Genomic DNA, 24,508 nt, shown 5'->3' with positions numbered 1-24,508 from the left:
ACGCCACCCTGTTTTCGTTCCTACTCTATCCCTTGTTGCTGGGTAAAGTAATCGATACCGGCCTGGGCACACTCCATATCCTGCTGCGGTGTTCCCGAGCTGAGACCAATCCCCCCAACCACTTCACCATTAACCAGCACCGGAAGACCTCCCCCCACGGAGGAGATACGCCCACCGACCTCGGTATGAATACCGAAGACCAAACTCCCCGGCACATTGACCTGATTGTATTCATGGGTTGCCTTACGCGCAGCCGCCGCCGTATAGGCTTTGTCCTGGGCAATAACCGCACTGCTTACCTTACCGCCATCCATGCGCTCAAATGCCAGCAGGGTACCCGATTCATCCGTTATCGCGATGCACATAGGCACTCCGATCTGCTCGGAACGTGCTCGCGCACCCTCAATCAACACCCGTGCATCGCTCTGATCCAGTCGATGAATAGTTAGCATATTACTCTCTCCTTTGGGAATGGTCGCCTCAATCAGGGGCGCTGTAACGCCTTGGCCTGTTTACGACGCCCATGCAATACCGGCTCAGTATAGCCACTGGGTTGCTTGCAGCCTTCGAATACCAGGTCGCAGGCGGCCTGAAACGCAATGCTGTGCTGAAAGTTCGGGGCCATGGGCCGGTATTCGGGATCGCCACTATTCTGGCCATCCACCACGGCCGCCATTCGTTGCAGCGTCTCCTCGACCTGTTCCACCGTACACACCCCATGGCGTAACCAGTTAGCGATATGCTGGCTTGAAATGCGCAAGGTGGCCCGGTCTTCCATTAGGCCCACGTCATTGATATCGGGGACCTTGGAGCATCCCACGCCCTCTTCTATCCAGCGCACCACATAGCCAAGAATCCCCTGGGCGTTGTTATCCAGCTCTGCCTGCACCTGCTCTTGCGGCAAGCTTTTTCCCACCATCAGTGGCGGTGACAGGATCGCATCCAGGCTGGCACGCTGACGCTGGCCGAGCTGCTCCTGCACCGAGGAGACGTTGACCTGATGGTAATGTATCGCGTGCAGGGTAGCCGCCGTTGGTGACGGAACCCAGGCACAGTTGGCACCGGCTTGCGGGTGCACTATTTTACTCGCCATCATCTCCCGCATCTCATCCGGCTTGGGCCACATCCCCTTACCAATCTGGGCGTGCCCCCTGAGTCCGCATTCCAGCCCGATATCAACGTTCCAGTTTTCGTAGGCAGAGATCCAGGGCTGGGCCTTGATCTGCTCCTTGGGCAATACCGGGCCCGCTTCCATGCTGGTGTGAATTTCGTCGCCAGTACGATCAAGAAAACCGGTGTTAATAAACACCAGTCGCTCACGAACCTCGCGAATACAGGCCTTGAGGTTAACGGTTGTGCGGCGCTCCTCATCCATCACCCCGATCTTTACCGTATTACGGGCGAGGCCCAGGGCATCTTCCACACGGGAAAACAGCTGGTTGGCAAAGGCAACCTCTTCCGGGCCGTGCATCTTGGGTTTCACGATATAGAGGCTGCCACAGCGGCTATTACCCAACTCACCGCTGCGGTTAATATCATGCAGGGCGCACAGGGTCGTTATCATTCCATCGAGAAGCCCTTCAGGAATCTCCTCGCCCTCGCTGTCGAGCACCGCGTCGGTGGTCATCAGGTGGCCAACATTGCGCACCAGCATCAGGCTGCGCCCATGCAGCAAAAGAGGCTGTCCATCAACGGCCGTATATTCGCGGTCCGGGTTCAGGCGCCGGGTCAGGGTTTTATCCCCTTTCTGGAAGCGCTCCTCCAGGGTACCTTTCATCAACCCGAGCCAGTTGCGGTAGACCACCGTTTTATCCTCGGCATCCACGGCGGCAACCGAGTCTTCACAATCCTGAATCGTGGTCAACGCCGACTCCAGCACCACATCCTTGACCCCCGCCAGCGAGCCTTTACCCACCGGATGTTGAGGATCAATCTGGATATCAATATGCAGTCCATGATGGCGCAAAAGAATCGAGGCGAGGCGATCACCCTCCATGCGATACCCGACCAGCAGTGAGGCATCCTGCAGCCCCACCTCACGACCGTCCGCCAGAGTGGCGGTCAATTGCCTGTTGGCATGGGTCGATAGCCGGTAGGCGCTGACATCACCGTGGGAGCCTTCGGTAAGCGGCGCGGCCTGATCGAGAAAGGCGCAGGCCATTGCGATCACCTGCTGCCCTCGCGCGGGATTATACGCCCCGCCCCTCTCGAGCCCGCCGGACCCCTCGATCATATCGGTGCCGTAGAGTGCGTCGTAGAGGCTGCCCCAGCGGGCATTGGCGGCATTAAGGGCAAAGCGGGCGTTCATTACCGGCACCACCAGCTGCGGGCCCGCGATAGTAGCGATCTCCTCATCAACCCCGCGGGTTGTTACATCAACCGCGTCCCCCTCATCCACCAGATAACCAATCTCGCGCAAGAAAGTCTGGTAAGCCGTGGCATCGAAATCTGCACCCGGATGCTCACGATGCCACTGGTCTATCTGTTGCTGTAACTGATCCCGTCGCTGCAACAGCTGGCGATTGACCGGTGCGAGATCGGCCACCAACGCGGAAAACTGCTGCCAAAACTGGTCGGTCTCGATTCCGGTACCGGGCAAAATTTCATCCCGCACCAGCTCATAGAGCGGTGTTGCTATATTGAGGCCGGCACTGAAATTTCGTGAAGTCATAGTCTATCTCCTGCGCAGCAATGGTCCCTGTGACCATCCTTAATGACCCCACGATAGGGGTTCCATTTTATTCACTCAAGAGCAGACCGGCAGGCCCGTTCTGTATGGTGAAAGCCTCAACACAATGGTCAAATAGTATCGCTGACTATCTTCGGCTACCGATAATAACCTATTGTTTTTTAAGTTTTAAATATTTGGTAAGACCATTACCCCTTACATTAAACCAGACCCACATATTCCACAATGCGGAATTTGATTCTTAAACAGCAGACCCGACAACCGTCAACCGCCCCGCAGGAGCCGGCACGGCGAACAGAGCAGTAGAGAGAGCGGGTGTGGTGTGGCGCAGAAGCTTGTCCGGCAGGTCCTTAACGAGTGCTGCAGGCACCATCAAAGCAACGCCGTCCAACAGGTGCGCGAAGGAGGTAAAACTAGCGGACGCCGCGCATACGCAGATACTCAGCCAGTGGACGGTCAACACGATCAATATGGTGCGGAAGAATGTCGTGCACCAGGGCATAGACCTGCCCATCAAGATCGTCGGGAGGGTTCCTGCTTGCAAGCTGTGCACCCAGGCCAAAGATCGACTTTACCAGCCGGCTATTGGACATCAGGTGCTCATTATAAAGCGGGTAATGATAGCGAATCATGAGCTCCTCTTCATGGCGAAGATGCACCAACAGCAGTTCAAAGCAGTGCTGGAAACGCTTCTGTAGGGATGCTGCAGAACATTGCCGCCCTACCATTAGGCCCAGCCCCGCAAAACCCGCCAGCAGATCCCGGTGCTCCTTATCCAGCACCTTAACGCCCAGCTCCAGCCGCTTGCTCCAGAGTAGCGACGACTCGACTTGAGAATGCCTTGAATCCATGCAGTTCATCTCCTTCCTGGATTGAACCACCGCTGACCGCTAACTAGCAGTGACAGGTTGCGGCAACCGATCTCGCTGGATCTCCCTCCCCTAAGAGTAAAGGGTTGCTGCAAACCTGCTTTAGGCCTGAGGCCTTACTAAAAAACCGCATCTAATGTCTTTGTTTAAAACACTGCCTCCCTCCCACTATAGCCGCTCTAAAGAGCACCACCGTAACGGCGATCACCAACAACAAAACGGTCTCACAACAGTGTGACGGGCCCCTCAACTCCCTTCGATCAACAGCAAGCGCAGTGCCAAACCAACAAACAGTGAGGAGAACAACCAGCGCAGCAGCGTCCCCTGCCCCTCGCTGCCACGCCAACGCTCTGCCACCCGCCGCGCCAGGGCGATATAGAGCAGGTCAAAGGCCAATCCCACGATCACCAAAAGTGCCCCGAGTAGGAGAAACTGTTGCCCCAGGGACGAGCCCCCGGGAACAATAAACTGTGGCAGGAAAACACCACAAAACAGCAACGCTTTGGGGTTCAATAAATTGGTTAGCAAGCCCTTGCGAAACCCCGCCACCTCGGCGCCACACCCTCCGGTTGGCGCTGGACTGCGCTGTTTCGAGCGCAGGGACTGCCAGGCCAGAAACAGCAGGTATCCCACCCCGAAATAACGCAGTAACTCAAACGCCAGCGGGCTGGTTGCCAACAGTGCCGATATCCCCAACGCGGCAAATAATGCATGCAAGCCCCGCGACAGGGCGAATCCAAGCGCCATGGCCCTGGCCGGGGCGCGCCCATTGGCCGCGCTGGTTGCCAGCAGCAAGAGCATGTCAGGCCCCGGTAACAGGTACACCACCACTAACCCCAACAGGTAAAACCAGAGAATCGTTGCATCCATAACAGTAGCTCACCCACCAAAAAATAGAATTGAAATTATCTCTACTATTTAGTGCAATTAGCTTCCTTTTTAGACACTATAAAGCGTTAAGAATGGGTGATTATTTCAATTAAAGGCCATTATGAAAAAGATTGGTTCAGAAAAACTGGATTCCACCGACCGCCACCTGCTGGAGCTGTTACAGGCGGACGGACGAATCAGCAACGCGCGGGCATCACAACAGCTGCACCTGAGCGAAACCGCATGCTGGCGCCGCTGGAAACGGTTGGAAGAGGAGGGCTACATTGAACGCTATAGCGCGCGAGTCGACCAGCGGCGTCTAGGGTATGGCGTGACCGCCTTCGTGCAGGTGCGCTTTGGTAGCCACGGCCTTACTGAAGCGGGAGGTTTCGAGCAAACGATGCGGGAACACCCACAGGTTATCAGCTGTCATAACGTCACCGGGAACGAGGACTATATCGTGCAAGTGGTGGCCCGAGACCTGGACCAGTATGCCGAATTCACGACCCTGCTGAGGGGACAAGCCGGCGTCAACGCCATCCAGTCAAGCATCTCCCTGCGGGAAGTGAAGCGCGACACGGTATTACCACCACAGCACCCTAACCAGTCCGTACCGGCGAGCCGCGCATAAAACGGGCGGCCTGCTCTCGCCATCGCCGCTAGAGACTAAATCCCCCCCACAGTCCGAAGCACCGGCACCCCGCTTATGTCCCACTCACCCGCTTCCACACCAGCGCGCTCAGGGCCAGATCGGCCAGCGCCAACCCCCTGAACACAAACGCCGACGCCCCCGCAGCGGGAGCCGCCGACACGCCTCCGGTCACCAGCGCGGCGAGATCCCCACTCACCCAGGCAGGATTAGCCAACGGCCGCTCCATCGCTGCCTCCTGCTCCAGATCGTCGATAACAAGCGTTGACAGTGATTGCAGGCTGTCTCCATACCAGGGCAGGCCGAGGTCGGTAATCGCGGCATAGCTGCCCGGTTTTAACCAACGAGCATCCAGGAAGGGCTTCATACCCACATCAAGCGTTACCGAACTCACCAACAGGTCAGCACTTCTAACGACAGCTTCGGGCTCCGGGCAGGCTTCAAACCCAAGCCCAAGTTCTGCGCAGTGTTCGCTCAACAACGACAGATTCCGCGCTCCACGCCCAAAGGCCCGTACCCGTCGCAGGGGATATAGCTGGGCCAGCACCTGCAGGTGACTCCTCGCCTGCACCCCACAGCCTATAAATCCGATCTCGGAGGCCGTAGCCGGTGCCAAATAGCGCGCAACCAGTGCACTAAGGCCGGCGGTTCGCACAGCGGTGATCCAGTTCCCATCCAGCGTGGCCAAAGGTACCCCGGTTTGCCCATGCTGGAGGGTAACAATGGCATTAATTCCGGCTAGCCCCTGGGCCGGATTATGCGGATTAACCACCAGCGATTTAACCGCCATCAAAGCGGGATCATCGCAGGCCGCCAACGTCGACATCAGGTAGCGCCCGTCACCCGGCAAAAGGGTCGATTTCGGAGCACTCCAGGCCCCTCCCCGGATCTTCTGATGCAACATGGTTTCCAGCGCCGCCACCACCTCTGCCGCGGAAAGATTTAACCCGTCCATGTGCCGGGCCTCAATATGATCCATAGGCCGAACTCCTCCTTGTATCCTGATGCCGTAAGGGGCGAAGGGGTGAATCTGAACAGGACCGGAGATCCCACTACCTCACCAGACAAAAGCCTGCCCCCAGTAACTATTGATCGAAATCAAACAAAGACAACATTACAGCTTTTACGCGCTGCCCTGCAGAAATTTATGCCTCTGGAGTCACACATCCAAATCCTTTACCCATGGTAGTATTCGCGCTTGTTTTCCCTCATGTCTTGCCGACAAGTTCGCCAGGTAATCGATTGTTGAGCCCTATGCAGTACCCTTTCGACCACCATCCAACCGTACTGGCCACAGCAGTGGGGTTTCTGCTCATGCTACTGGCACCGTTTGGCTACGCACAAACACCACAAGAGTCGCCGCAAGAATCCGAGGCGTTATTGCAGTTACTGCAACAAAGTCAGCAATTACAGCACGAATCCATCGGATTGCTCGAAGATATTTACCTCACAGAGTCATCCATCCTCTTCCCCCAAACCAACCTGCTGGTCGTTATCCTGAGCCAGGACTACGGTGCAACCCTGCTACTGGAAAAACTGGAACTCAGCCTGGATGGGGAACAGGTCGCCGTGCACCGATACACCGAGCGTGACATGGAGCGCTTGATGCGCCGAGGGGTGCAAACAATCTACACCACACTGATCCCTCCAGGATCCCACTCGGTCGGGGCTCGACTCCATGGCACCGGTTTTTCCGGCGGCCCGAGCATCGCCGATGAGTTGCAGTTCCGAAAGCGCTCGCGTCCCCTGTTTGTCGAGGTCGTCATTACCGGCAGCGAAATGCGTCTGAGGCAGTGGGACTGATGCGCCCCCAGCTTTTTAAACACCTGCTACTGCTCGGCGCGCTTGTCACCGCTCCCGCCGCAGCGCTGCAGCTCAATAACCAACAGGCCCACCTGCAACTCAAGTGGGAACGAACCCACAACTTTTTGCAGCACTGGATCAAGCAAAAACAGGGGGATCTGAAAGCGCGCCCGGTCGCCGGCCTCCTCAAAGGACACACCCAACGCACCGAACGGGGTCGGGCGCTATTACACCCGCCCTCTGCACTGTTCACCCTGGACCAACTCAACGCAGAATGGTTACGAAGGGCGACCGAAGCCTATGGCGCGAAGCGTTGGCCCGAAAGCCGTTATGCGCTGAAGCAACTGAACAGCCCGATCAAAACGGAGATTAAAACCCAGGCGGCGCTGCTCGGAGGCCTGCTGCTGATCCGCGAAAAACAGTTCTCGGCGGCGGCACAGCAGATGGAGACGGAGCTGGAGGGTCCTCAGCTAAACGCTACCCTGCGCTACAATCTGGCACTGGCCCGGCTGCTCGATGATCAAGCGCCCGCCGCGAAAGAGCTACTGGAAGAGTTGCTGGACGACGAGTCTCCCGCTGCGGTGTCCTATCAGGGGTACGCACGACTGCTGCTGGCACGGCTTTACATCTCCGCCGGTAAGGTGGACCGGGCCATTGGCCTGGCAGAGGATATCCCCTCCCAGCACCAGCTCTACCCTTTGGCGCTCGCCACCCGAGCCGACGCCGAGTTAGCGCGGGATGATAAACAGGCGGCGCTCAAGGCACTACTCGAACTCGCCAATAACAAGCAACTTCCCATGCCGGCCTATCAGGCGGGTTTACAGTCGATGCTGAACCAGCTCGGCGCATATAATCAAGCGGTTGCAGTAGGCGAACAGGCGCTGCCGGCGATGATTAACGCGTTCTCCAGCCGACACCAACTGGCGCAGGAGCTGGCCTCAAAGCAGTTCTATCAACAGCTGCTCGAAAGAGCCAGTGACGACCCGCGCTCCGAACTGTTGCAACAGTTGAGTACTGAAACCGGTGTACTGGTCAACGAAATCGAGCGTTTGAATACGCTTAAGCAGTTGATGGACAGCACCCTCAAGATGCAGGGCCTTTACCAAAGCCTGTTCGATAAAGGGCCCGAACACCTGACCAAACGCCTGTACCAGTACTCCGAGCTAATGCCCTACCCACTCTACCCTGTCCCCGCAGAAGCACGGGGCAGCACCCCGGAGATGCAGTTTTTCGAGCAGCGCCTGAGCGAACTGGTCGGCGCACCCGAACCCTGGGGGCGACGGTACAACCTCCTCAACCAACTGTTGATCTGGAAACATGGTGAAAACCCATGGCTTAAGAATGGTCAGCTGGATAAAAACGGTGCCGACTTTGAACTCGACCAGTTTCTGGAGGAGCGCCTGATCCGTATCGACTCGCTCAGCGCCGAGCAGGTTCGAGCCAGCACCAAAAACATGAAACGGCTCACCCGGCAAGCCAGCACGCAGCCGAAGAAGCTCACCAAGCTGATCGACGGGCTCAAGCCCCACCTACAGCGAGCACTGCAAAAAGAGGCGGCGAGCTGGATTCGTGACGCTGAGGAGCAGCTACTATGGATGGCGACCAGCACGCTCCCTAGCCCCTGGCTGTTCGAAGATCGACCCGCGCAACTCCACTTCCAGTTGCAACAAGGGCAGCTGCGACAAACTACCGTCGCCCAGCCTCCGATGCCAGACATATCCCAAGCCTACAGAGCCCTTAAACTGCTCTCGGATAGCGCTCTCAATGGGGACATCCGCCTGCTGGCTACCCGATACCGAGCCGACCTTAGTCTCGCCAGTGCAATCCGCAAGGACCTCTTTGACGGCCAAGACCCCGCAGGCCTGGACGGTCGCTTCGAAGAAGCCATTAGCCTTTACCAGCAACTCCTTAAGGCGGATGATCCAGCGGTAGGCCTTGATGAGGTGTTGTATCAGTTAGCCCACGCCCAGGACCAGCTGGGCCAGCTGGAGCAATCCCTTACCACCTTACAAACGCTGGCGAGTCGGTACCCGACGACCCCACGCCGCAGCGAGGTGCTCTTCCGGCTTGGCGAGCTGCAATTTGCCATGGGCAGTTACGACCGATCCATCGCCTACTATCAGGAGCTGGTCAATAACGACAACCCCTTCAACGAACGCGCTCAGTTCAAGCTGGGATGGGCTCAGTTCAAAGAGGCACAGTACGCCAACAGCCTCGACAACTTCTTCTCCCTGCTAAAGATTTATTGGCCACAACCTGGCGAACAGGAAGCACTGATCAAGGATCTGCGCCGCGTTATTGCACTGAGTTTTTCCAATATGAATGGTGTTAAGAGCATCGACCAGTATTTCATCACCCACGGCAGGGGTGATTACAGTGAACAGATCTATATCGATCTGGGCGACTACTATGTGCAGAAATCGCGCTACAACGATGCGGCCGACACCTTTACCAGATTGCTGGCCCACTACCCCACGTCACCACGCGCGCCCTACTACCAGTCCCGCGTCGTCCAAGCCTATGTCGACGGTGGTTTCCCCAGCCAATCATGGCCCGCCAGGGAGCGCTACACCGAACTCTTTGGCATCTATAGCGATTACTGGCGCAACGGGGATGAGGAGCGGCGCTCCCTGATCCGCACCTACCTCGAACCTTACCTGCTCGACCTTGCACAACGGGATCACGCCCTGGCCCAGCAAGGGGACGACCCTTCGCTGCACAAAACCACTATCGCCCGATACGACCACTTCATCGCAGCACTACCCAATAGCGAGCATCTGGCCAACACCTGGTTTATGAAGGCCGAAGCGCTCACAGAGATGGGCGAGCACGAACGGGCGGCGGCCGCTTACGAGCAGGCTGCGTACGAATTCCCGGACTACGAGCAACGGCAAAAAGCGGGCTACGCGGCTCTGCTCTCATACCAGCACCTGTACCGTCAAAGCAGCGCAGAGAGACGCGCTCTTTGGCTACAGCAGGAGATCACCCAAAGCCTTCGTTTTGTCGAGCACTACCCCGACGCAGATGCCGACCTGAAAATCCGTACCAAGATCGCCGAGGACTACCGCATACTGGGCCAGCACGAGCAGGCCGTTTCCGCTGCACAGCAACTATTGCAACAACAAAAGCCGGACAGGGAGGTCGCATTACGCCTCTGGAAAGTGGTTGCCCATTCCAGCTTTGACACCGCATCCTACCAACAGGCAGAAGTTGCCTACCAGAACGCTCTCAAGCAAGCACCCACGCCGGAAGATCAACAGCAGTTTCATCTGCGCATCGCCGAATCGATTTACAAACAGGCGGAAGCCCGGCAAAGAGAGGGGGATCTGGCCGCTGCCGTTGAACACTATCTTCGCCTCGGCAAGGTAGAGCCCAACTCATCCATACGGCCCCAGGCCGAATTTGACGCCGCCACCTTGCAGATGCAGCTCAAACGCTGGCCCGATGCGCTGGCCACCCTGGAGGCGTTCGACAAACGCTACCCCAAGCACCCTCTGCGCGAAACCCTGCTGGAAAAGTTGGTGCTGTGTTACGAGAACACCGAAAACTGGGATAAGGCCGCCACTGCGCTTGCCGCCATCTACCAGCGTGAAGGTAAGTCCGAGCTAGGCCAGGACGCGCTCTGGCGCTCGGCGGCACTGCAGGAGAAAGCGGGCAACCCTCGTCAGGCTGCCAAGACCTACCAGAGGTTTATCAACGCCTTCCCCGCCCCTCTTGAGCGCGCAATGGAAGCACGTTTACAACTGGCCGATCTCGCCCGCGACCATAAAGTCGGTAGCCAGCGCAGGCACTGGCTCAGCGAGATTATCACCCATCAGGACAAAGCCACCACAGGCACAACCGACCGGACCCGTTACCTCGCCTCCGCAGCTTCCCTTGAGCTGGCCCACACCGAGTTAACCCAATACAACAAGCTCTCGCTATCACTGCCTCTTGAAAAAAGCCTTGCGCGCAAACAAAAACGCATGGAAAGCAGTATTCACTGGCTAACCAAGACCATCGACTATCAAATGGATGATCACGCCACCGAGGCAACCGTTCTGATCGGCAACCTCTACAGCGACTTTGCAGCGGCCCTCATGAACTCTGAGCGCCCCGCCGAGCTGAGTGACCTGCAACTGGAACAGTACGACATATTACTGGAAGAGCAGGCGATTCCTTTCGAGGACAAGGCCATCGCCCTGCACCAATTGAACGTTGATCGCATTCGCGACGGCGTCTACACCAGCTGGGTAGCCGCCAGCCTTGACCGGTTACGGGAACTGATGCCGAGCCGCTTCGACAAACCCGAACAGGTGGAGACTTATGTTGAACAGATCAACTAGTGTGCTTCTGCTGTGTGTGCTGCTGTCGGGATGCGCCGGTAGCTCCCTGAAGCGACAAAAACCTGCCTTGGTTCCGAACTTGCCAACGACCGCTGTGCAGGCTCATGAAGTAACACCCGAGCTGAAAGCCGAATACGAAAATGCGATCGCCATGTTGCGCGAAGGTGAAACGGACCCCGCCCAAGACGCACTCAATAACCTGCTGAAAAAAGACGATCAAATCGCCGGAGCCCACCTTAACCTGGCCCTGATCCTCTATCGTAACGGGGAATACGACCAAGCGAAGAGGTCGGTTGAACGCACCCTACAGCTCTCCCCCCGTAACGCCGCGGCGTACAACCTGCAGGGCACCCTGATGCGCCGCGGCGGAAACTTTGATGGTGCCGCCCTCGCCTATGCCAATGCAATGGCCGCCGACCCCAACTACGCTCCGGCCTACCTGAACATGGCCATACTGTTCGATATCTACCTACAATTTTGGGATGACGCGCGCCAGTTTTACCAACGTTACCAGCAGCTCAGCACAAACCCCGACCCCAGAGTCGAGCACTGGTTGCAAGACCTTAATCACCGTATCAATGAGCAGCGAGGTTAGCGCAATGAGATCGGTACTCAGCCTCTTACTACTGATTCTGGTCAGCCCCGGGACAATGGCCAACAGCCCACAAACCCAGGGCATGGAAATCACCGGTGATCAGGAACTGCCCCAGGTCCTCTATATCGTGCCCTGGAAAACCGCGCAACCGACACCGATAAGCTACCCATCGCTACCGTCACCCCTGGAGGTTCCTGTCACTCCTTGTGATTTGGGTCTCACTAGTCCGCATTGGGAGTGCATAACACCCAAAAAACAGGCTAAACGTTGACGCCAGCACCTAGGAGAAGCTCTACCACTCTCCTATAATCGGCCACCGGAATCCTTTCGCTACAGGACCCAATAGGGTCTTAATTTCGCGAAGGGCCATCGGGTTTATCCCGATCCGCTTCCCCTATTTATCGCCACAATCAGCTTTGAGTACGCGCCATGGAAATGTTCGACACCATTGTTCGCTTTATCCAGGATGGAGGGGCCTTCATGTACCCCATCATGCTAACCCTGGCCATCGGTATAGCCATCGCCGTAGAACGCTATCTTTACCTCACCCGCACAAAAATGCTCAATCTCAGCGCCTGGAACACGATTTTTCCGTTGATGTCCGAAGGCAAGATTGACGAGACCATAGAGTACGTCACCCAGTCCAAGGCTCAGCTCTCCAATATGCTCGAGTATGCCCTCAGTCACCTGGTCGCAGGTCGTCGGGCAGACGACGTGGAGCGCATGCTCGAAGAGGGCTTGATGGAGGTGATTCCCAGGCTGGAAAAGCGCACCGGTTACCTCGCCACCTTCGCCAATATTGCGACCCTGCTGGGGCTGCTGGGTACCATTTTAGGTTTGATCGCGGCATTCTCCGCCGTTGCCAACGCCGACCCGGCAGAAAAAGCCAATCTACTCTCGAGCAGCATCTCGGTCGCGATGAACACAACGGCTTTCGGGCTGGTCGCTGCGATCCCGCTATTGTTGCTGCACGCCCTGCTTAGCACCAAAACCAACGAGATCGTCGACAGTATGGACATGGCGACCGTTAAGCTCTCCAACCTGATCCAGGTTCGCCACCGCAGTAGCAATACCGAAGCCCTGCAAGCCGCTTCGCGAGCGGACCTGCAGACCCCACCCCAAGCCGAAGTCTCGGCCCGGGAGAAGGCCGAAGCAGAGGCGAGGAAAAAGGCCGAGGAGAAAGCCAAGGCCGAAGCACTTCGAAAAGAGAAGGAAGCCCGACGCAAAGCGGAGGAGGCTCAGCGCAAGGCAGAGGAAGCCAAACAGAAAGCCGCAGAGGCAGCCAAAGCCAAGGCTGAGGCTGCGGCCAAGGCGGTTGCAGAAGCGGAAGCCGCCGCCAAAGCCGCCGACGAGGCATTGGCGGCGGCACAGGCCGCAGCAACCGAAGCAGGTAAGCCCTCTAAATGAGAAAAAGGCGTCAACGCCGCCAGCATGGGGAACCGGAGATTAACATCACCGCGTTCCTGAACCTGATGGTGGTACTTATCCCTTTTCTGCTGCTGTCGGCCGCCTTTAACCAGCTGACCGCGTTTGACCTGTTCCTGCCTACTGACAGCAGCACACAGGCGCCGCAGACCAACGAGGTGGAAAAGCCTGAACTGGCGATACTACTGCGCAAGACAAAGCTGGTGCTGAACGTTCATCCCCGCGGCGTCATGGCGGACCTCCCCCACGGCGAGAATGACGCCCTGGATATCACGGGTTTGCAGCAACAACTGCACGCCTTGAAATCCCAGTACCCCCAGATAACCCAGATCACCCTGCTGTCTGAGCCCGACACCCGTTACGAAACCATCATTGAGGTGATGGACGCCGTGCGCGCCATGTCGATAGAGGAGTCAGGGGCTCGCTACCAGATAGAACTCTTTCCCGATGTTGCCCTTGGCGACGCACCGGAGACCGGAGCCTGATGCGATGAAGACCCAATCTCCTCGCGCCCGGCGCCTGCAACGGGCCAACCGCAAAAGCTCCCCAGGCCTGAACCTGGTCTCCTTGATGGATATTTTCACCATCCTGGTGTTTTTCCTGCTGGTTAACTCCTCGACCGCCCAGCAACCCCAGAGCGCAAGCCTGAAGCTGCCCGAAGCCCGCATCGAGAAACCGATTGAAGACAGCCTGGTAATCCAGATTGATGATCAAAGCATTATCGTACAGGGCCGCAAAATAGCCGACGTAGCGATGATCAAGGGGCAGTCATCGCCCCAAATTGCTGCACTCGTTGATGAGTTACGCTATCAGGCCAGCCGGCGTCCGCTGCTCGAAGATGGTGAACCGGCACTGCAGGCGGTGACCCTTATGGCCGATCGCGAGATCCCTTTTTCGCTGTTGAAGAAACTGATGGTCAGTAGCAGCGAGGCTGGCTATGGACAGGTTTCACTGGCCGTTATTGGCTTACCACAGGACAGCTCCAGTGAGCCGTAACGCCTTGCCAATGCAAGTTCCGCTACTTTCCTGGGCCGAACCCCTCTCCCAGCGGCTGTTTTTTCGCAGCCTGCTGCTACTCTCACTCGGCGCGTTCATTACCCTGTTCGTTTGGGTCAACCTGTTTGTTGTCCTACCCGACATTGAGCGAGAGGAGCTGGAAAAGGTTCCACAGCGGGTCGCCCGCATGATTTTGAAGAAAAAACCACCTCCCCCTCCTCCGCCACCGGTTCAGGTCAAGGTCGAAAAACCCCAGGCCAACACCAGCGCGCCCGCACCAGCCGCAGTGGTTAAACCCAAGCCTCGACCGGCTACCGAAAAGGCAACCGTCGAGGAGGTGAAACAGGCTCGCAAGGTGGCGTCACAAAGCGGCTTGATGAAGGCCACCAGCCAACTGGCTGCGCTGCGCAACCTCACCGACCTCAACAAGATCGGTGCAACCAAGCTCAAGTCATCCGTGGCCGGTCAATCCCGCAGCAGCAAACAGGATAAACTGGCGAGCAATGCCATGAGCGGCAGCGGGGGGATCGAGGTCAGCACCCTTAAGGCAACGGGCAGCGCCCAGCTGGCAGGCCGCAGTACGACCCAGGTCGACACCCCGGTGGATCTGGTGGGCATTGGTGCCGGGGGCGGTAGTGGCAGTGGCAGCGGTCCCAGCCAACGCACCACCGAGGAGATCCAGCTAACCTTCGACCGACACAAAACCTCGTTCTACGCCCTCTATCGCAGCGCGCTGCGCAAACAGCTCGGGCTCAAGGGGCGCGTCGTATTTAACCTGACGATCCTGCCGTCGGGCCAGGTGGAACGATGTGAACTGGTCTCCAGCGAGCTCGGAAATGCCGCATTGGAGCGCAAGCTGGTCGCGCGGATTCTATTGATGGACTTCGGCGAAAAACCGGTCGAAAGCTGGACAGGGAACTACCACGTCGATTTCTCGCCCGCAGGCTGATCCCTTTGCGTGACCGATTGCTGTGGCTAGACGGAGCTTAGCCACACCGACTGATAAGGCTGCAGGTCAATGCTTGCCTGATCCTGAACTAGTTGTTCCCCACTGAGCAGCTCTGTCCACTGGACGGCGGCATCGAGGTTCACGCTGTGCAGGCTCACCCGCTGCGGGCTGTCGGTGATATTGCTCAGTGCGAACAGAGTCTGGTGTTGCCCCAGACTCTGACGCCATACACCAAACACCTTGCTCCCTAACTGCAGTACGTACTGGTTGGCGTTAGGGTGCAGTGCCGGTTGCTCGCGACGAATCGCCAGCAACGATTTGATCGACTCCAGCACCTGCCGTTGAGGGCTCTTGGGATTGGCCAATGCCGCGTCCAACAGATCCTCTTGCCAACGGTGCCGATTGATCGCGCGGGCATTGCCTGTATGCTGCACCCTGTCGTAATCATTAGAGGTCGCCAACAGACTATGAATATAAAATGCAGGCACCCCCTGCAGTGCCAACATCAGCGTGTGGGCGCATAGGAACCGCGCCTGCTGCCAAGGATCAACGCCCTGATAACTGGCCGCCAGGGCATCAAACAGGGAAATATTGAGCTCATAGGGAGTCACCTCTCCCTCCAGCGTACGTACGCTGACTCGCCCACCCAGCTGCTCCACCATCGCCACCATACGATCCCGTTCGAGGGCACTGAGAACTCCCTCTACCGGTCTCAGGCCAATACCATCGTGGGAGGCGATAAAATTAAGATAGGTTGAACCAAGCGGTGGCGCTGGCATGCTCATTAACCATTCGGTCAAACCGCAGCAATCGCCGCCATAGAGAGTATGCAGCAACAGGGGAGGTAACGGGAAGTTATAGACCATGTGCGCTTCGTTGCCGTTACCAAAATAGGAGAGATTTTCCCGGTTAGGGACATTGGTTTCAGTGAGTAACAGGGCACCGGACTCGGCGTGCAGTACCAGAGTGCGCAGCAGGCGCACGATCTCATGAGTTTCGGGGCGGTGCAGGCAATCGGTACCCACCTCCTTCCAAAGAAATGCGATGGCATCGAGGCGAAACACCCTCACCCCTCGATCCAGGTAAAGCCGAATGATTCGGGCAAACTCAACCAGCAACTCGGGGTTGGAAAAATCAAGGTCTACCTGATCATGGCTAAAGGTACACCAGACGTGCCGTTTGCCGTCGACCGTCTGCACCTCTCGCAACAACTCGCTGGCTCTGGGCCGCACGACCCGCGACAGGTCTTCAGCGGGATCACAGCAGATAAAGTAATTGCGGCCTGGATCGATTCCCGCCTGAAAATTATCAAACCAGGCGCTGCGCGAAGAGATATGATTGATCACCAGATCCGACATCAGCACGAAGTCATCCGCTATCGCCTGAATATCACTCCACTCACCCAGGGTTTCGTTAACACTGGTAAAGTCCATGACGGAGAAGCCATCGTCCGAGGTGTAAGGAAAGAATGGCAATATATGGACCCCACTTATTGTCCCCGATAACTCGTTCAGCAAGAATCGCTGTAAGCTATGGAGGGGCTTCTCTCCATCCCGGTAGATGGTGTCGCCATAGGTGATCAGGTAAGCATCAGCGGCGCTCCAGTGACTGGGCTGCTCCACTCCTTGGCCGAGACAAGGCGCTTCACCCCGCAACCTCATCTCATGGAGCAGACGATCCACAACAGACTCAAGATCTATCTCATTTCGATAGATCTGTCGCAGCTGCTCGCCGATTCGAGCACGTAGCGAAAAACTGCTCACAGTGCAGCCATTTCCCGGTGATCCTCCTCCACCGCTTCATAGAGCCGTTCCAGAATATCCGGCTGGGCGGAGATCACCCGGTTCCAGCTGGGTATAAAGGGCTTTTCCATCGGGTTATCCAGAAAGTAATTACCCGCTTCCATAATGTTGCGAGCGAAAAGCTCAACCGCTTCCTCCTCGTCGTGACGATCAAACACTAGCCCATTAATGCGCGCATCATTGTGATAGGTTTCTATAAAGTCCAGGGCAATACGGTAGTAGGTCGCTTTGATCGTTCTAAAACGTTCATTGGAGAACACCTCGCCGTTAGTGGCGAGTTTACGGAAAATGGCTTTAGCAATATCATGACTCATCTTGCTAAGCCCCTTACTGGCGTCCTCTTTGGATAGCGGCTGGTGTTTGTGATCGTAGACATCGGCAATGTCCACCTGGCAAATGCGATTGGTGGCATAGTTACGCTTCATCTCCGACAACACGCCGATCTCAAGGCCCCAGTCCGAGGGAATACGAAGATCATTTAACACATCCACCTGAAACGAAAACTCACCCGCCAGGGGATAGCGATAACTATCGAGGTACTCGAGGTAATCCGAGTGACCACACACACACTTAAGGGCGCGAATCAGCGGTGTCACCAGCAGCCGACTAACCCGTCCGTTAATCTTGTTAGCGCCTACGCGCGCGTAGTATCCCTTGCAAAACTCGTAGCTAAAGTTAGGGTTGGCCACCGGGTAGATGAGGCGTGCCAACATCTCTGGTGTATAGGTCAGTACGTCGCAATCATGCAGGGCAACCGCTCGCGCCCTGCCCGACGCGAGAATATAGCCAAAGCAATACCACACATTTCTCCCCTTCCCCATCTCACGAGGTGCGAGCCCCTGCTCCTGAAGCTGGGCATCGATCGCCCGCAGGCGGGGTCCGTCGTTCCACAGAATACGGAAATGTTGGGGGAACAGGGAAAAATACTCCTGCGCAAACCGGTACTGCCCTTCGTTGGCGCGATCCAACCCCACCACGATCTGGCTCAGATAGGAAGCATTGCGAACATGGGAAACAATATTTTTGAGGGCAGGCCCCTCCAGCTCGGAGAACAACGAGGGCAGCACCAGGGCCATAGGACGGGTGCGGGAAAACCCCAATAGCTCCTCCTCCAGTTGCTCAAGGGGTCGGTCACACAGATTGTGCAGCGTGGTAATAATGCCGTTCTGGTAAAAGTCACCCATTAGTTATCTCCATTATAAATGAAACCCCGGTCCATCAGACCCGCAACGCACTCGTTCCAACCGCTGGATCCGACCTGCTCGCTATAGAGCACCCGTTGCTTGCGTTTGAGTTTAAGGTGCTCTCCTGAGGGCTTGCGAACAACGCAGGAGATGTCAGCACTCTCCAACATGCGTCGATCATTATCGCTATCCCCCAGGGCCAGGGTTTGATAGCTCGTGTTATCGCGCTGTTCGAGCATGATCTGCAGGGTTCTCATGGCAATCGCTTTATCCACCCGATCCATGACGTGAACGAAACGGCCCCCGCGTTGCACGCAGAGTCCACTGGCATCCAGCGCCTGTGCAAAACGGGCCAGCTTTACCTCGGTATCCTGCCAGTGCAGCGGTTCGGTAAAGAGTCGGTCCTGCGCCTGCTGTGCGGCCGCCTCACTCAAGCCGGTGAGGGCGACCACCTCCTCTGGCGCCATGCTGTAGAACCCTTTGAAACGATAGTCTGTGGCCAGTGCGCTCAGACGATGCAGTAACAGCTCCCTCGATCCCGCCAGCGGTATAATCAAGCGGTTGTGGTAGGGGTACGCACTAGCGGGTAGCGATGGACTCCATTGCTGGGGAAAGGCGATCGCGGAGCCATTTTCAAAGATAAACGGGGTGTCCAGCCCAAACTCTCGCTGCCACTGCTCGATCTCGGAAAAGGTTTTGCTCGAATTGATAATGATCGCTACGCGGGTTTTCAGCTCGGCCAGGGTTTGCGCGCTGGCGGCGTAGCTATAGCCATCATGGTCGATGAGGCAGCCATCGAGGTCGGTAAATATCAGTGTTGCTTGCTGGCCGCATATATCCATCCGACGGTGCTACCCTCCTTTCAAACCTGTCTATGCCGAAGGGGGTAGGATTCCGGATAATGGCCCGCGCCCCCAACGACGCCAATGGGCAGAGCAATGCAGCATGTTTGCCAACTTGATAATTTAAATAGACACTTGCGGACCCTGGCCAGAAAACCCCTATACAAAGGCCGTTTCGCGCTCGCCATCGGCAGCGTTCGGCGCGCCTCCCTGCCTCGGGTCATGGCCGCCCCTTCAAAAGCGCCCACAAATACGCACCTAATTAGGGCAGCGAAATATAGCCGCTCCAATTAGGTGCAAACAGGATAGGTGCAAATCGTAAGCGTTATGCAGTTTATCGGAGAGAGGGGTTACCCGCGGCCGGATTTAACGTCCAGGTAGCCGCGCTGAATCACCGCTTCCAGTGCATTTACCGCACTCACCAGTTCATCAAAGGTTTCGCGACGCTGGCGCAGTTCAGCGACCTGGGTATGGCTTGGCAGGCTCCCCTCGTCGGTGCTCATATCGAACAGCGCGCCCAGATATTCGGCCCGTGCGTTGGCTACCATAGTCAGCATGGGCGCCAGATCATCCAGGCAGAGCTCTGCTACCCGGGGGTTGATGATATCCCGATTGATATCCCGCCGACGTTTTTCCAACTCCATTAGTAAACGGTTACTCTCGGATGTGTGCATAATTCCCTCTCTCGGTAATCTGGATCCTTAATACCTATAGATTCTATATGACCTTGCCCCCTCCCCCAAGCGCGCAATCCAAAAAGATGCTGGCATCGGCATCAGGATCAACGTCCCTCATGGCGAAAAAAGCTGCCCGTGTCACTCTAATGCTGAAAGATCATTCAATATTGCCTGACACCAGAAAATGCCTATAGTTAAGGCTTGTGAGACAGCGCAAGATTGATATAGTAGTACTAAGAAGGCCACTTCGGGGATAGTGCGGGCCACCCTTGGAACCGTCAATTTACGCTTCAACACCTTCGGGAACAAAGGCTTCGATTTATGCTCGAAAACCGAGTGAACGGCAGCATTATGGCGCGCTTGGCACTGTTGTTTTTTTGTGCGCTTTTTGCCGGCCTGTCGGCATGGGCAACCGACAACATCCGTTTTCGCGCATTCGATGCGATGCAAGGCCTATCCCAAAATACGGTTTCTGCGATTTTACAGGACTCCCGTGGCTACCTTTGGCTGGGCACCCAGGATGGCCTTAACCGCTACGACGGCCTCAGATTTACTCCCTACCAACCGCTCCAGAACGATCCCTCTTCGCTCTCTGACAGTTTTATAACCGCACTGATCGAAGATGATCATGGCCAGATCTGGGTGGGAACCCGCAGGGGACTCAACCGTTTTGATCCTGTCAACGACCGTTTTTACCGCTATGACACCACCAGCGGCTTAGGCAACGCCCAGATTGAGAGCCTGCACAGCGGCAGTGATGGCACCCTCTGGGTAGGTACCCGCGAGGGGCTGAATCGCTACCAGCCAGAGGACGATCGGTTTACCGCCATTAGCCTTGATACCGAAGACTCTAAACAACCCGGTATTCAAGCGATAACCGAGGACCAGCAGGGCACTCTGTGGTTTGGTGGCGACCGAGGGCTGTTTACACTCACCGATAGTACAACAGGGTCGATTCGCCAGCTGCACCTCGGGGGTAGCAACGACGCCAACAGGGCGATGAAGGTCTACCAGCTCCTGGCGGTGGAGGATTTCATCCTGGTCGCCGCTGGCAAACAGGGTGTTTTACAGTTATGGCCAGAAAAGCCCGAGCTATCGCGTCTACCGCTGATCGATCAACATCTCAAAGGACTGGAAGTAAAATCGCTCTATGAGGCTCCCTCGCGCACCCTCTGGATCGGCACCGACAAGGGGCTGGCTATCTGGCAATACGATCAATCCCGCTTCAGTCTCTACCATGCTGACGCCGGAGACCCCTACGCCCTGTCCAACGACCACGTTACCGCCATAAACGGTGACCGCAGTGGCGTGATCTGGGTAGGCACACTGCTCGGTGGCGTCAACAAGCACGTTCTCGCGCAGCAGAGTTTCGAGAACTACAGCACCAATTCTCTCGCTTTGAAATCAAATTCCATGCGCTCCTTTTTTGCTTTGCCGGAAGGAGAGTTACTGGTCGGCACCGACAACGGGCTTCACCTCCTCGATGCCGAGCGCACACTCACCCGGGTGTGGCAACAGGACAACGCCGACAGCAACAGCCTGAGCAACAACCGCATCTGGGCTCTGTGGATGGACCCAGGGCAATCCTCCGTTTGGGCGGGCACCGCTTCCGGCGGTTTAAATCGACTGGATCTGACAACAGGCGTCGTCACCCGTTTTGTTCATGACCCTGCCAACCCGGCCAGTTTGTCCAGCAATAAGGTTCGCAGTCTCTACCGCGACAACCAGGGTCGCCTCTGGGTTGGCACCTGGGGCGGTGGCCTCAACCTGCTGCAAGCTGATGGAAGCTTCCTGCGTTACTCCCATCAGGAGGGAGACAAAAGCAGCCTCAGCGATAACCGCGCCACGGCCATTGAACAGGCTGCAGACGGAAAGCTATGGGTCGCCACTATGGAAGGCCTCAATCTTTTCGATCCTGCAACAGGAACCAGCAAACGGGTTGCGGCTAGCGGTGAGCAGCAACTGTCCGACGGGCGCATCGCCAGCCTGCGCATGGATGATAGACAGCGACTCTGGATAGGAACTCGTAAGGGCCTCAACCGATACGACCCGAGCAACGGAGAGGTTATGCAGTTTGGGGCCGAACGGGGCTTGGTCAATGAGGTTATCTACGCCCTAGAAATAGACCAAAACGCTGCCGTTTGGGTCAGTACCAACAAAGGCCTGTTCCGCTTCGACCAGGGCGCCGAGCGTTTCAACCAATACACCGAAGCCGATGGACTGCAGGCGAATGAGTTTAACACCCGGGCTTCAACCCGTTTGGCCAGCGGTGAGCTTGTGTTTGGGGGCATCACGGGCTTTAACATTTTTGACCCTTCCGCGCTGGAACCCAATAGAGTTGCGCCCCAGCTGGTCATCAACGATTTCCGTCTTTTTAACCGCAGTGTCGGCGTTGGCGACGACAGCAAACTGCTGCAGCAAGGCATCAACAGTACCCGCCAGATTACACTCAACTATCGCCAATCGATGATCTCCTTCGAGTTCGCCGCACTGCACTATGTCGACCCAAAGAACAACAGTTACCAGTACATGCTGGAGGGCTTCGACTCGCAGTGGATCGACACCGACGCCTCGCGCCCTTTCGCCTCCTACACCAACCTCAACGATGGAAGCTATCAGTTCAGGCTGCGCGCCGCCAACAAAGATGGCGCTGCCGCTGAACTGTCGTTGCCACTCACGCTGATCGTGCTTCCCCCTCCCTGGCGCACCTGGTGGGCCTACCTGATCTACAGTTTACTCTGCGTTTCAGCCATTGCCGGATATATGATCTACCAGCAAAGAAAGCTGGAAAGAGAGCGCGCAATCAGCCGGCGATTGCGGGAGCTTGATAAGTTAAAGGATGAGTTTCTCGCCAATACCTCTCACGAATTGCGTACGCCCCTCAACGGTATTATCGGCCTGGCCGACTCAATGCTCGACGACAACCTGACCGAGGCGATGCAGGGCAATCTCAAGATGATCGTCAGTAGCGGCCACCGATTAAGCGAGCTGGTCGACAACATACTCACTTTTGCCAAGGCAAAGGCCGAAGGCGAGGATACAGAGCAGGCGACAGCCCTTGAGGCGGTCGACATTGGCCCCATCATTCATGAGGTCGTTACCCTCTCCCGGCCCCTGCTCAACAGCAAACCGGTGACTCTGGATGCGAGTTTCCCTGACAGTCTGCCACTGGTAATGGGCAACGAAAAAAACCTGCTCCAGATTATGCATAACCTGGTCCACAACGCGACCAAGTTTACTCACCAGGGCAAGATCACCATTGACATTAAATGTGAGCATGAACGGGTTCGTATCGAGGTCCGGGACACGGGTATCGGCATTGCTGACGACAAACAGGAGCTGGTGTTCGAACCTTTCCGTCAGGCTGACGGCTCGACCTCAAGAGAGTACGGCGGCACCGGCCTGGGGCTGGCACTCACCCGCAAACTGGCACAACAGATGGGTGCAGACATTCGGTTGGAGTCTCGCGAGGGCGAAGGCTGCTGCTTCAGCTTTGAGCTTCCAGCGACCGACCAAACCATTGCCCAACAGCAGATATCGCCCCAACAGGACACGGGTGTCGAGCCGCTCCAAAGCACCCAACCCGTTGCACTGGCCGTGGATTCTCTCCAGCGTAAGATACTGTCGGCCAGCGGCAATATCGAGACCCTTGATCCCAACAAGCGTTTCAGCATCCTGATCGTCGACGACGAACCGGTGAATCGACAGGTACTAAAAAACTACCTGAGCGATTACAACTTTAAACTGATTGAAGCCAGTGGTGGAGAAGAAGCCCTGCGTCTTGCCAAAGAGCACCACCCCATCGACCTGGTGTTACTCGACATCATGATGCCGATGGTATCCGGCTACGAAGTTTGCAAGGAGTTACGCAAGCTGAATCCGGTGAACGACCTACCCATCTTATTTCTCACAGCAAAAGCCCAGGTTAAGGATATCGTGGAAGGTTTTGCGGTCGGCGGTAACGACTACCTCACCAAACCCGTCGCAAAATATGAGCTACAGTCACGAGTACAGACCCACCTGCAACTACTGGATATCAACCGCGACCTGGAGGAAAAAGTAAGCCAACGCACCGAGGAGCTTCAGGAGCTCAACAACTCGCTGCAAAACGCCTACAGCAGCCTGGAAAATGTCGCCCAAACCGATCCCCTCACTGGCCTGTTTAACCGCCGCTACTTTACTGCACGAATCGATAACGACGTGCAACTGATCAACCAAAACTACGCAGAACTCAACAAACGATCAACAGATGAACCCCATAACGCGGACATGGTGTTCTATATGATCGATCTGGACCACTTTAAAGCGGTGAACGATACATATGGGCACGCAGCCGGTGATGCTGTACTTACCCGCATCAGCGAGATCCTGCACCACGTGCTCCGTGAGAGCGACTACATTGTACGCTGGGGGGGCGAAGAGTTTCTGGTGGTCACCCGCCGAACCAACCGCCGCCACGCTCCGGAACTGGCCGAGCGCATACGAACACGAATAGAAAATACGAAGTTCCAGATCAACGATGAGGGCAAAACAATTCAACGCACCTGCTCCATCGGCTACGCCGCTTACCCCTTTGGACAACAAAATCCAACAGGGATAAACTGGGCTCAAGTGGTTGATATAGCAGATATGGCGCTGTACGCCGCCAAGCGCAGCACCCGTAACGCCTGGGTCGGCATCAATTGTCTCAAACCCGACCCCGACAATGCGTTTTTTGAACAGCTAAGCGCTGCGCCAGATGAAGCCAGCAACAATAAGCAGATCGAGATACACACCTCTATTACCGATAACCAGCACTTCCAATGGAAGTAGGTTGTCTACTGCCCATCTAGT

General features: G+C 56.5%; 18 protein-coding genes. 9 read left to right on the top strand and 9 right to left on the bottom strand.

The features are described from left to right. Positions 1 to 20 precede the first annotated feature (20 nt). From ACP3PW_RS10615 to ACP3PW_RS10600, 4 genes are all read right to left on the bottom strand, one after another. On the bottom strand, positions 21 to 452 hold the full coding sequence (locus tag ACP3PW_RS10615; protein ID WP_426416665.1) for a GlcG/HbpS family heme-binding protein: 432 nt from the start codon (positions 450 to 452) through the stop codon (positions 21 to 23). Between the two features lie 32 nt (positions 453 to 484). After that, positions 485 to 2,671: a malate synthase G gene (locus tag ACP3PW_RS10610; protein WP_426416664.1), complete on the bottom strand. Its 2,187-nt coding sequence runs from the start codon at positions 2,669 to 2,671 to the stop codon at positions 485 to 487. A gap of 431 nt (positions 2,672 to 3,102) precedes the next feature. Next, positions 3,103 to 3,540, bottom strand: coding sequence for a bacteriohemerythrin (locus ACP3PW_RS10605; RefSeq protein ID WP_426416663.1), 438 nt, complete (start codon positions 3,538 to 3,540; stop codon positions 3,103 to 3,105). A 264-nt stretch (positions 3,541 to 3,804) separates the two neighbouring features. After that, positions 3,805 to 4,428 carry a LysE family translocator gene (locus tag ACP3PW_RS10600; RefSeq protein ID WP_426416662.1) on the bottom strand — a complete coding sequence of 208 codons (624 nt, stop codon included), beginning with the start codon at positions 4,426 to 4,428 and terminating at the stop codon, positions 3,805 to 3,807. 121 nt (positions 4,429 to 4,549) lie between these two features. Here ACP3PW_RS10600 and ACP3PW_RS10595 point away from each other — a divergent pair, with 121 nt between their 5' ends. After that, complete coding sequence (locus ACP3PW_RS10595) at positions 4,550 to 5,059, top strand: Lrp/AsnC family transcriptional regulator (RefSeq protein WP_426416661.1); 510 nt, start codon at positions 4,550 to 4,552, stop codon at positions 5,057 to 5,059. 73 nt (positions 5,060 to 5,132) lie between these two features. On the opposite strand, the gene ACP3PW_RS10590 is transcribed toward ACP3PW_RS10595, so the two are convergent. Continuing rightward, positions 5,133 to 6,056 (bottom strand): hypothetical protein, encoded by a 924-nt coding sequence (locus ACP3PW_RS10590; protein WP_426416660.1) that lies wholly within the window; start codon positions 6,054 to 6,056, stop codon positions 5,133 to 5,135. Between the two features lie 266 nt (positions 6,057 to 6,322). Between ACP3PW_RS10590 and ACP3PW_RS10585 the strand changes: the two genes are divergently transcribed. The 7 genes from ACP3PW_RS10585 to ACP3PW_RS10555 all read left to right on the top strand — a co-directional run bounded on the left by ACP3PW_RS10585 (position 6,323) and on the right by ACP3PW_RS10555 (position 15,170). Continuing rightward, positions 6,323 to 6,880, top strand: coding sequence for a hypothetical protein (locus ACP3PW_RS10585; RefSeq protein WP_426416659.1), 558 nt, complete (start codon positions 6,323 to 6,325; stop codon positions 6,878 to 6,880). Beyond that, positions 6,880 to 11,205, top strand: coding sequence for a tetratricopeptide repeat protein (locus ACP3PW_RS10580; protein ID WP_426416658.1), 4,326 nt, complete (start codon positions 6,880 to 6,882; stop codon positions 11,203 to 11,205). The genes ACP3PW_RS10585 and ACP3PW_RS10580 overlap by 1 nt, the downstream gene beginning before the upstream one ends. Continuing rightward, positions 11,186 to 11,800 carry a tetratricopeptide repeat protein gene (locus tag ACP3PW_RS10575; protein ID WP_426416657.1) on the top strand — a complete coding sequence of 205 codons (615 nt, stop codon included), beginning with the start codon at positions 11,186 to 11,188 and terminating at the stop codon, positions 11,798 to 11,800. Before ACP3PW_RS10580 ends, ACP3PW_RS10575 begins: the two co-directional genes overlap by 20 nt. Before the next feature lie 429 nt (positions 11,801 to 12,229). Then, positions 12,230 to 13,207 (top strand): MotA/TolQ/ExbB proton channel family protein, encoded by a 978-nt coding sequence (locus tag ACP3PW_RS10570; protein WP_426416656.1) that lies wholly within the window; start codon positions 12,230 to 12,232, stop codon positions 13,205 to 13,207. Continuing rightward, complete coding sequence (locus ACP3PW_RS10565; RefSeq protein WP_426416655.1) at positions 13,204 to 13,710, top strand: ExbD/TolR family protein; 507 nt, start codon at positions 13,204 to 13,206, stop codon at positions 13,708 to 13,710. Before ACP3PW_RS10570 ends, ACP3PW_RS10565 begins: the two co-directional genes overlap by 4 nt. Before the next feature lie 4 nt (positions 13,711 to 13,714). After that, positions 13,715 to 14,221 carry an ExbD/TolR family protein gene (locus tag ACP3PW_RS10560; protein WP_426416654.1) on the top strand — a complete coding sequence of 169 codons (507 nt, stop codon included), beginning with the start codon at positions 13,715 to 13,717 and terminating at the stop codon, positions 14,219 to 14,221. Then, the gene (locus ACP3PW_RS10555; RefSeq protein WP_426416653.1) at positions 14,211 to 15,170 is read left to right on the top strand and encodes an AgmX/PglI C-terminal domain-containing protein; all 960 of its coding nucleotides are present in this window, start codon (positions 14,211 to 14,213) and stop codon (positions 15,168 to 15,170) included. The genes ACP3PW_RS10560 and ACP3PW_RS10555 overlap by 11 nt, the downstream gene beginning before the upstream one ends. A gap of 26 nt (positions 15,171 to 15,196) precedes the next feature. On the opposite strand, the gene ACP3PW_RS10550 is transcribed toward ACP3PW_RS10555, so the two are convergent. The 4 genes from ACP3PW_RS10550 to ACP3PW_RS10535 form a co-directional block, all read right to left on the bottom strand. Next, complete coding sequence (locus ACP3PW_RS10550; protein ID WP_426416652.1) at positions 15,197 to 16,933, bottom strand: sugar phosphorylase; 1,737 nt, start codon at positions 16,931 to 16,933, stop codon at positions 15,197 to 15,199. Continuing rightward, entirely contained in the window at positions 16,930 to 18,156 is a 1,227-nt protein-coding gene (locus ACP3PW_RS10545; protein ID WP_426416651.1) for a glycosyl transferase, read from the bottom strand. Before ACP3PW_RS10545 ends, ACP3PW_RS10550 begins: the two co-directional genes overlap by 4 nt. Next, positions 18,156 to 18,998, bottom strand: coding sequence for an HAD-IIB family hydrolase (locus ACP3PW_RS10540; RefSeq protein WP_426416650.1), 843 nt, complete (start codon positions 18,996 to 18,998; stop codon positions 18,156 to 18,158). The genes ACP3PW_RS10545 and ACP3PW_RS10540 overlap by 1 nt, the downstream gene beginning before the upstream one ends. Positions 18,999 to 19,348: 350 nt before the next feature. Continuing rightward, on the bottom strand, positions 19,349 to 19,672 hold the full coding sequence (locus tag ACP3PW_RS10535) for a hypothetical protein (protein ID WP_426416649.1): 324 nt from the start codon (positions 19,670 to 19,672) through the stop codon (positions 19,349 to 19,351). A gap of 324 nt (positions 19,673 to 19,996) precedes the next feature. Here ACP3PW_RS10535 and ACP3PW_RS10530 point away from each other — a divergent pair, with 324 nt between their 5' ends. Then, positions 19,997 to 24,487 carry a two-component regulator propeller domain-containing protein gene (locus ACP3PW_RS10530; protein ID WP_426416648.1) on the top strand — a complete coding sequence of 1,497 codons (4,491 nt, stop codon included), beginning with the start codon at positions 19,997 to 19,999 and terminating at the stop codon, positions 24,485 to 24,487. The last annotated feature ends 21 nt before the right edge of the window (positions 24,488 to 24,508 follow it).

Origin of the sequence: Aestuariirhabdus sp. LZHN29, from assembly GCF_049985285.1 — a bacterium.
Lineage (GTDB): Bacteria > Pseudomonadota > Gammaproteobacteria > Pseudomonadales > Aestuariirhabdaceae > Aestuariirhabdus.
The sequence above is the reverse complement of the archived record's forward strand: the minus strand, read 5'-3'. Positions and strand labels throughout refer to the sequence as shown.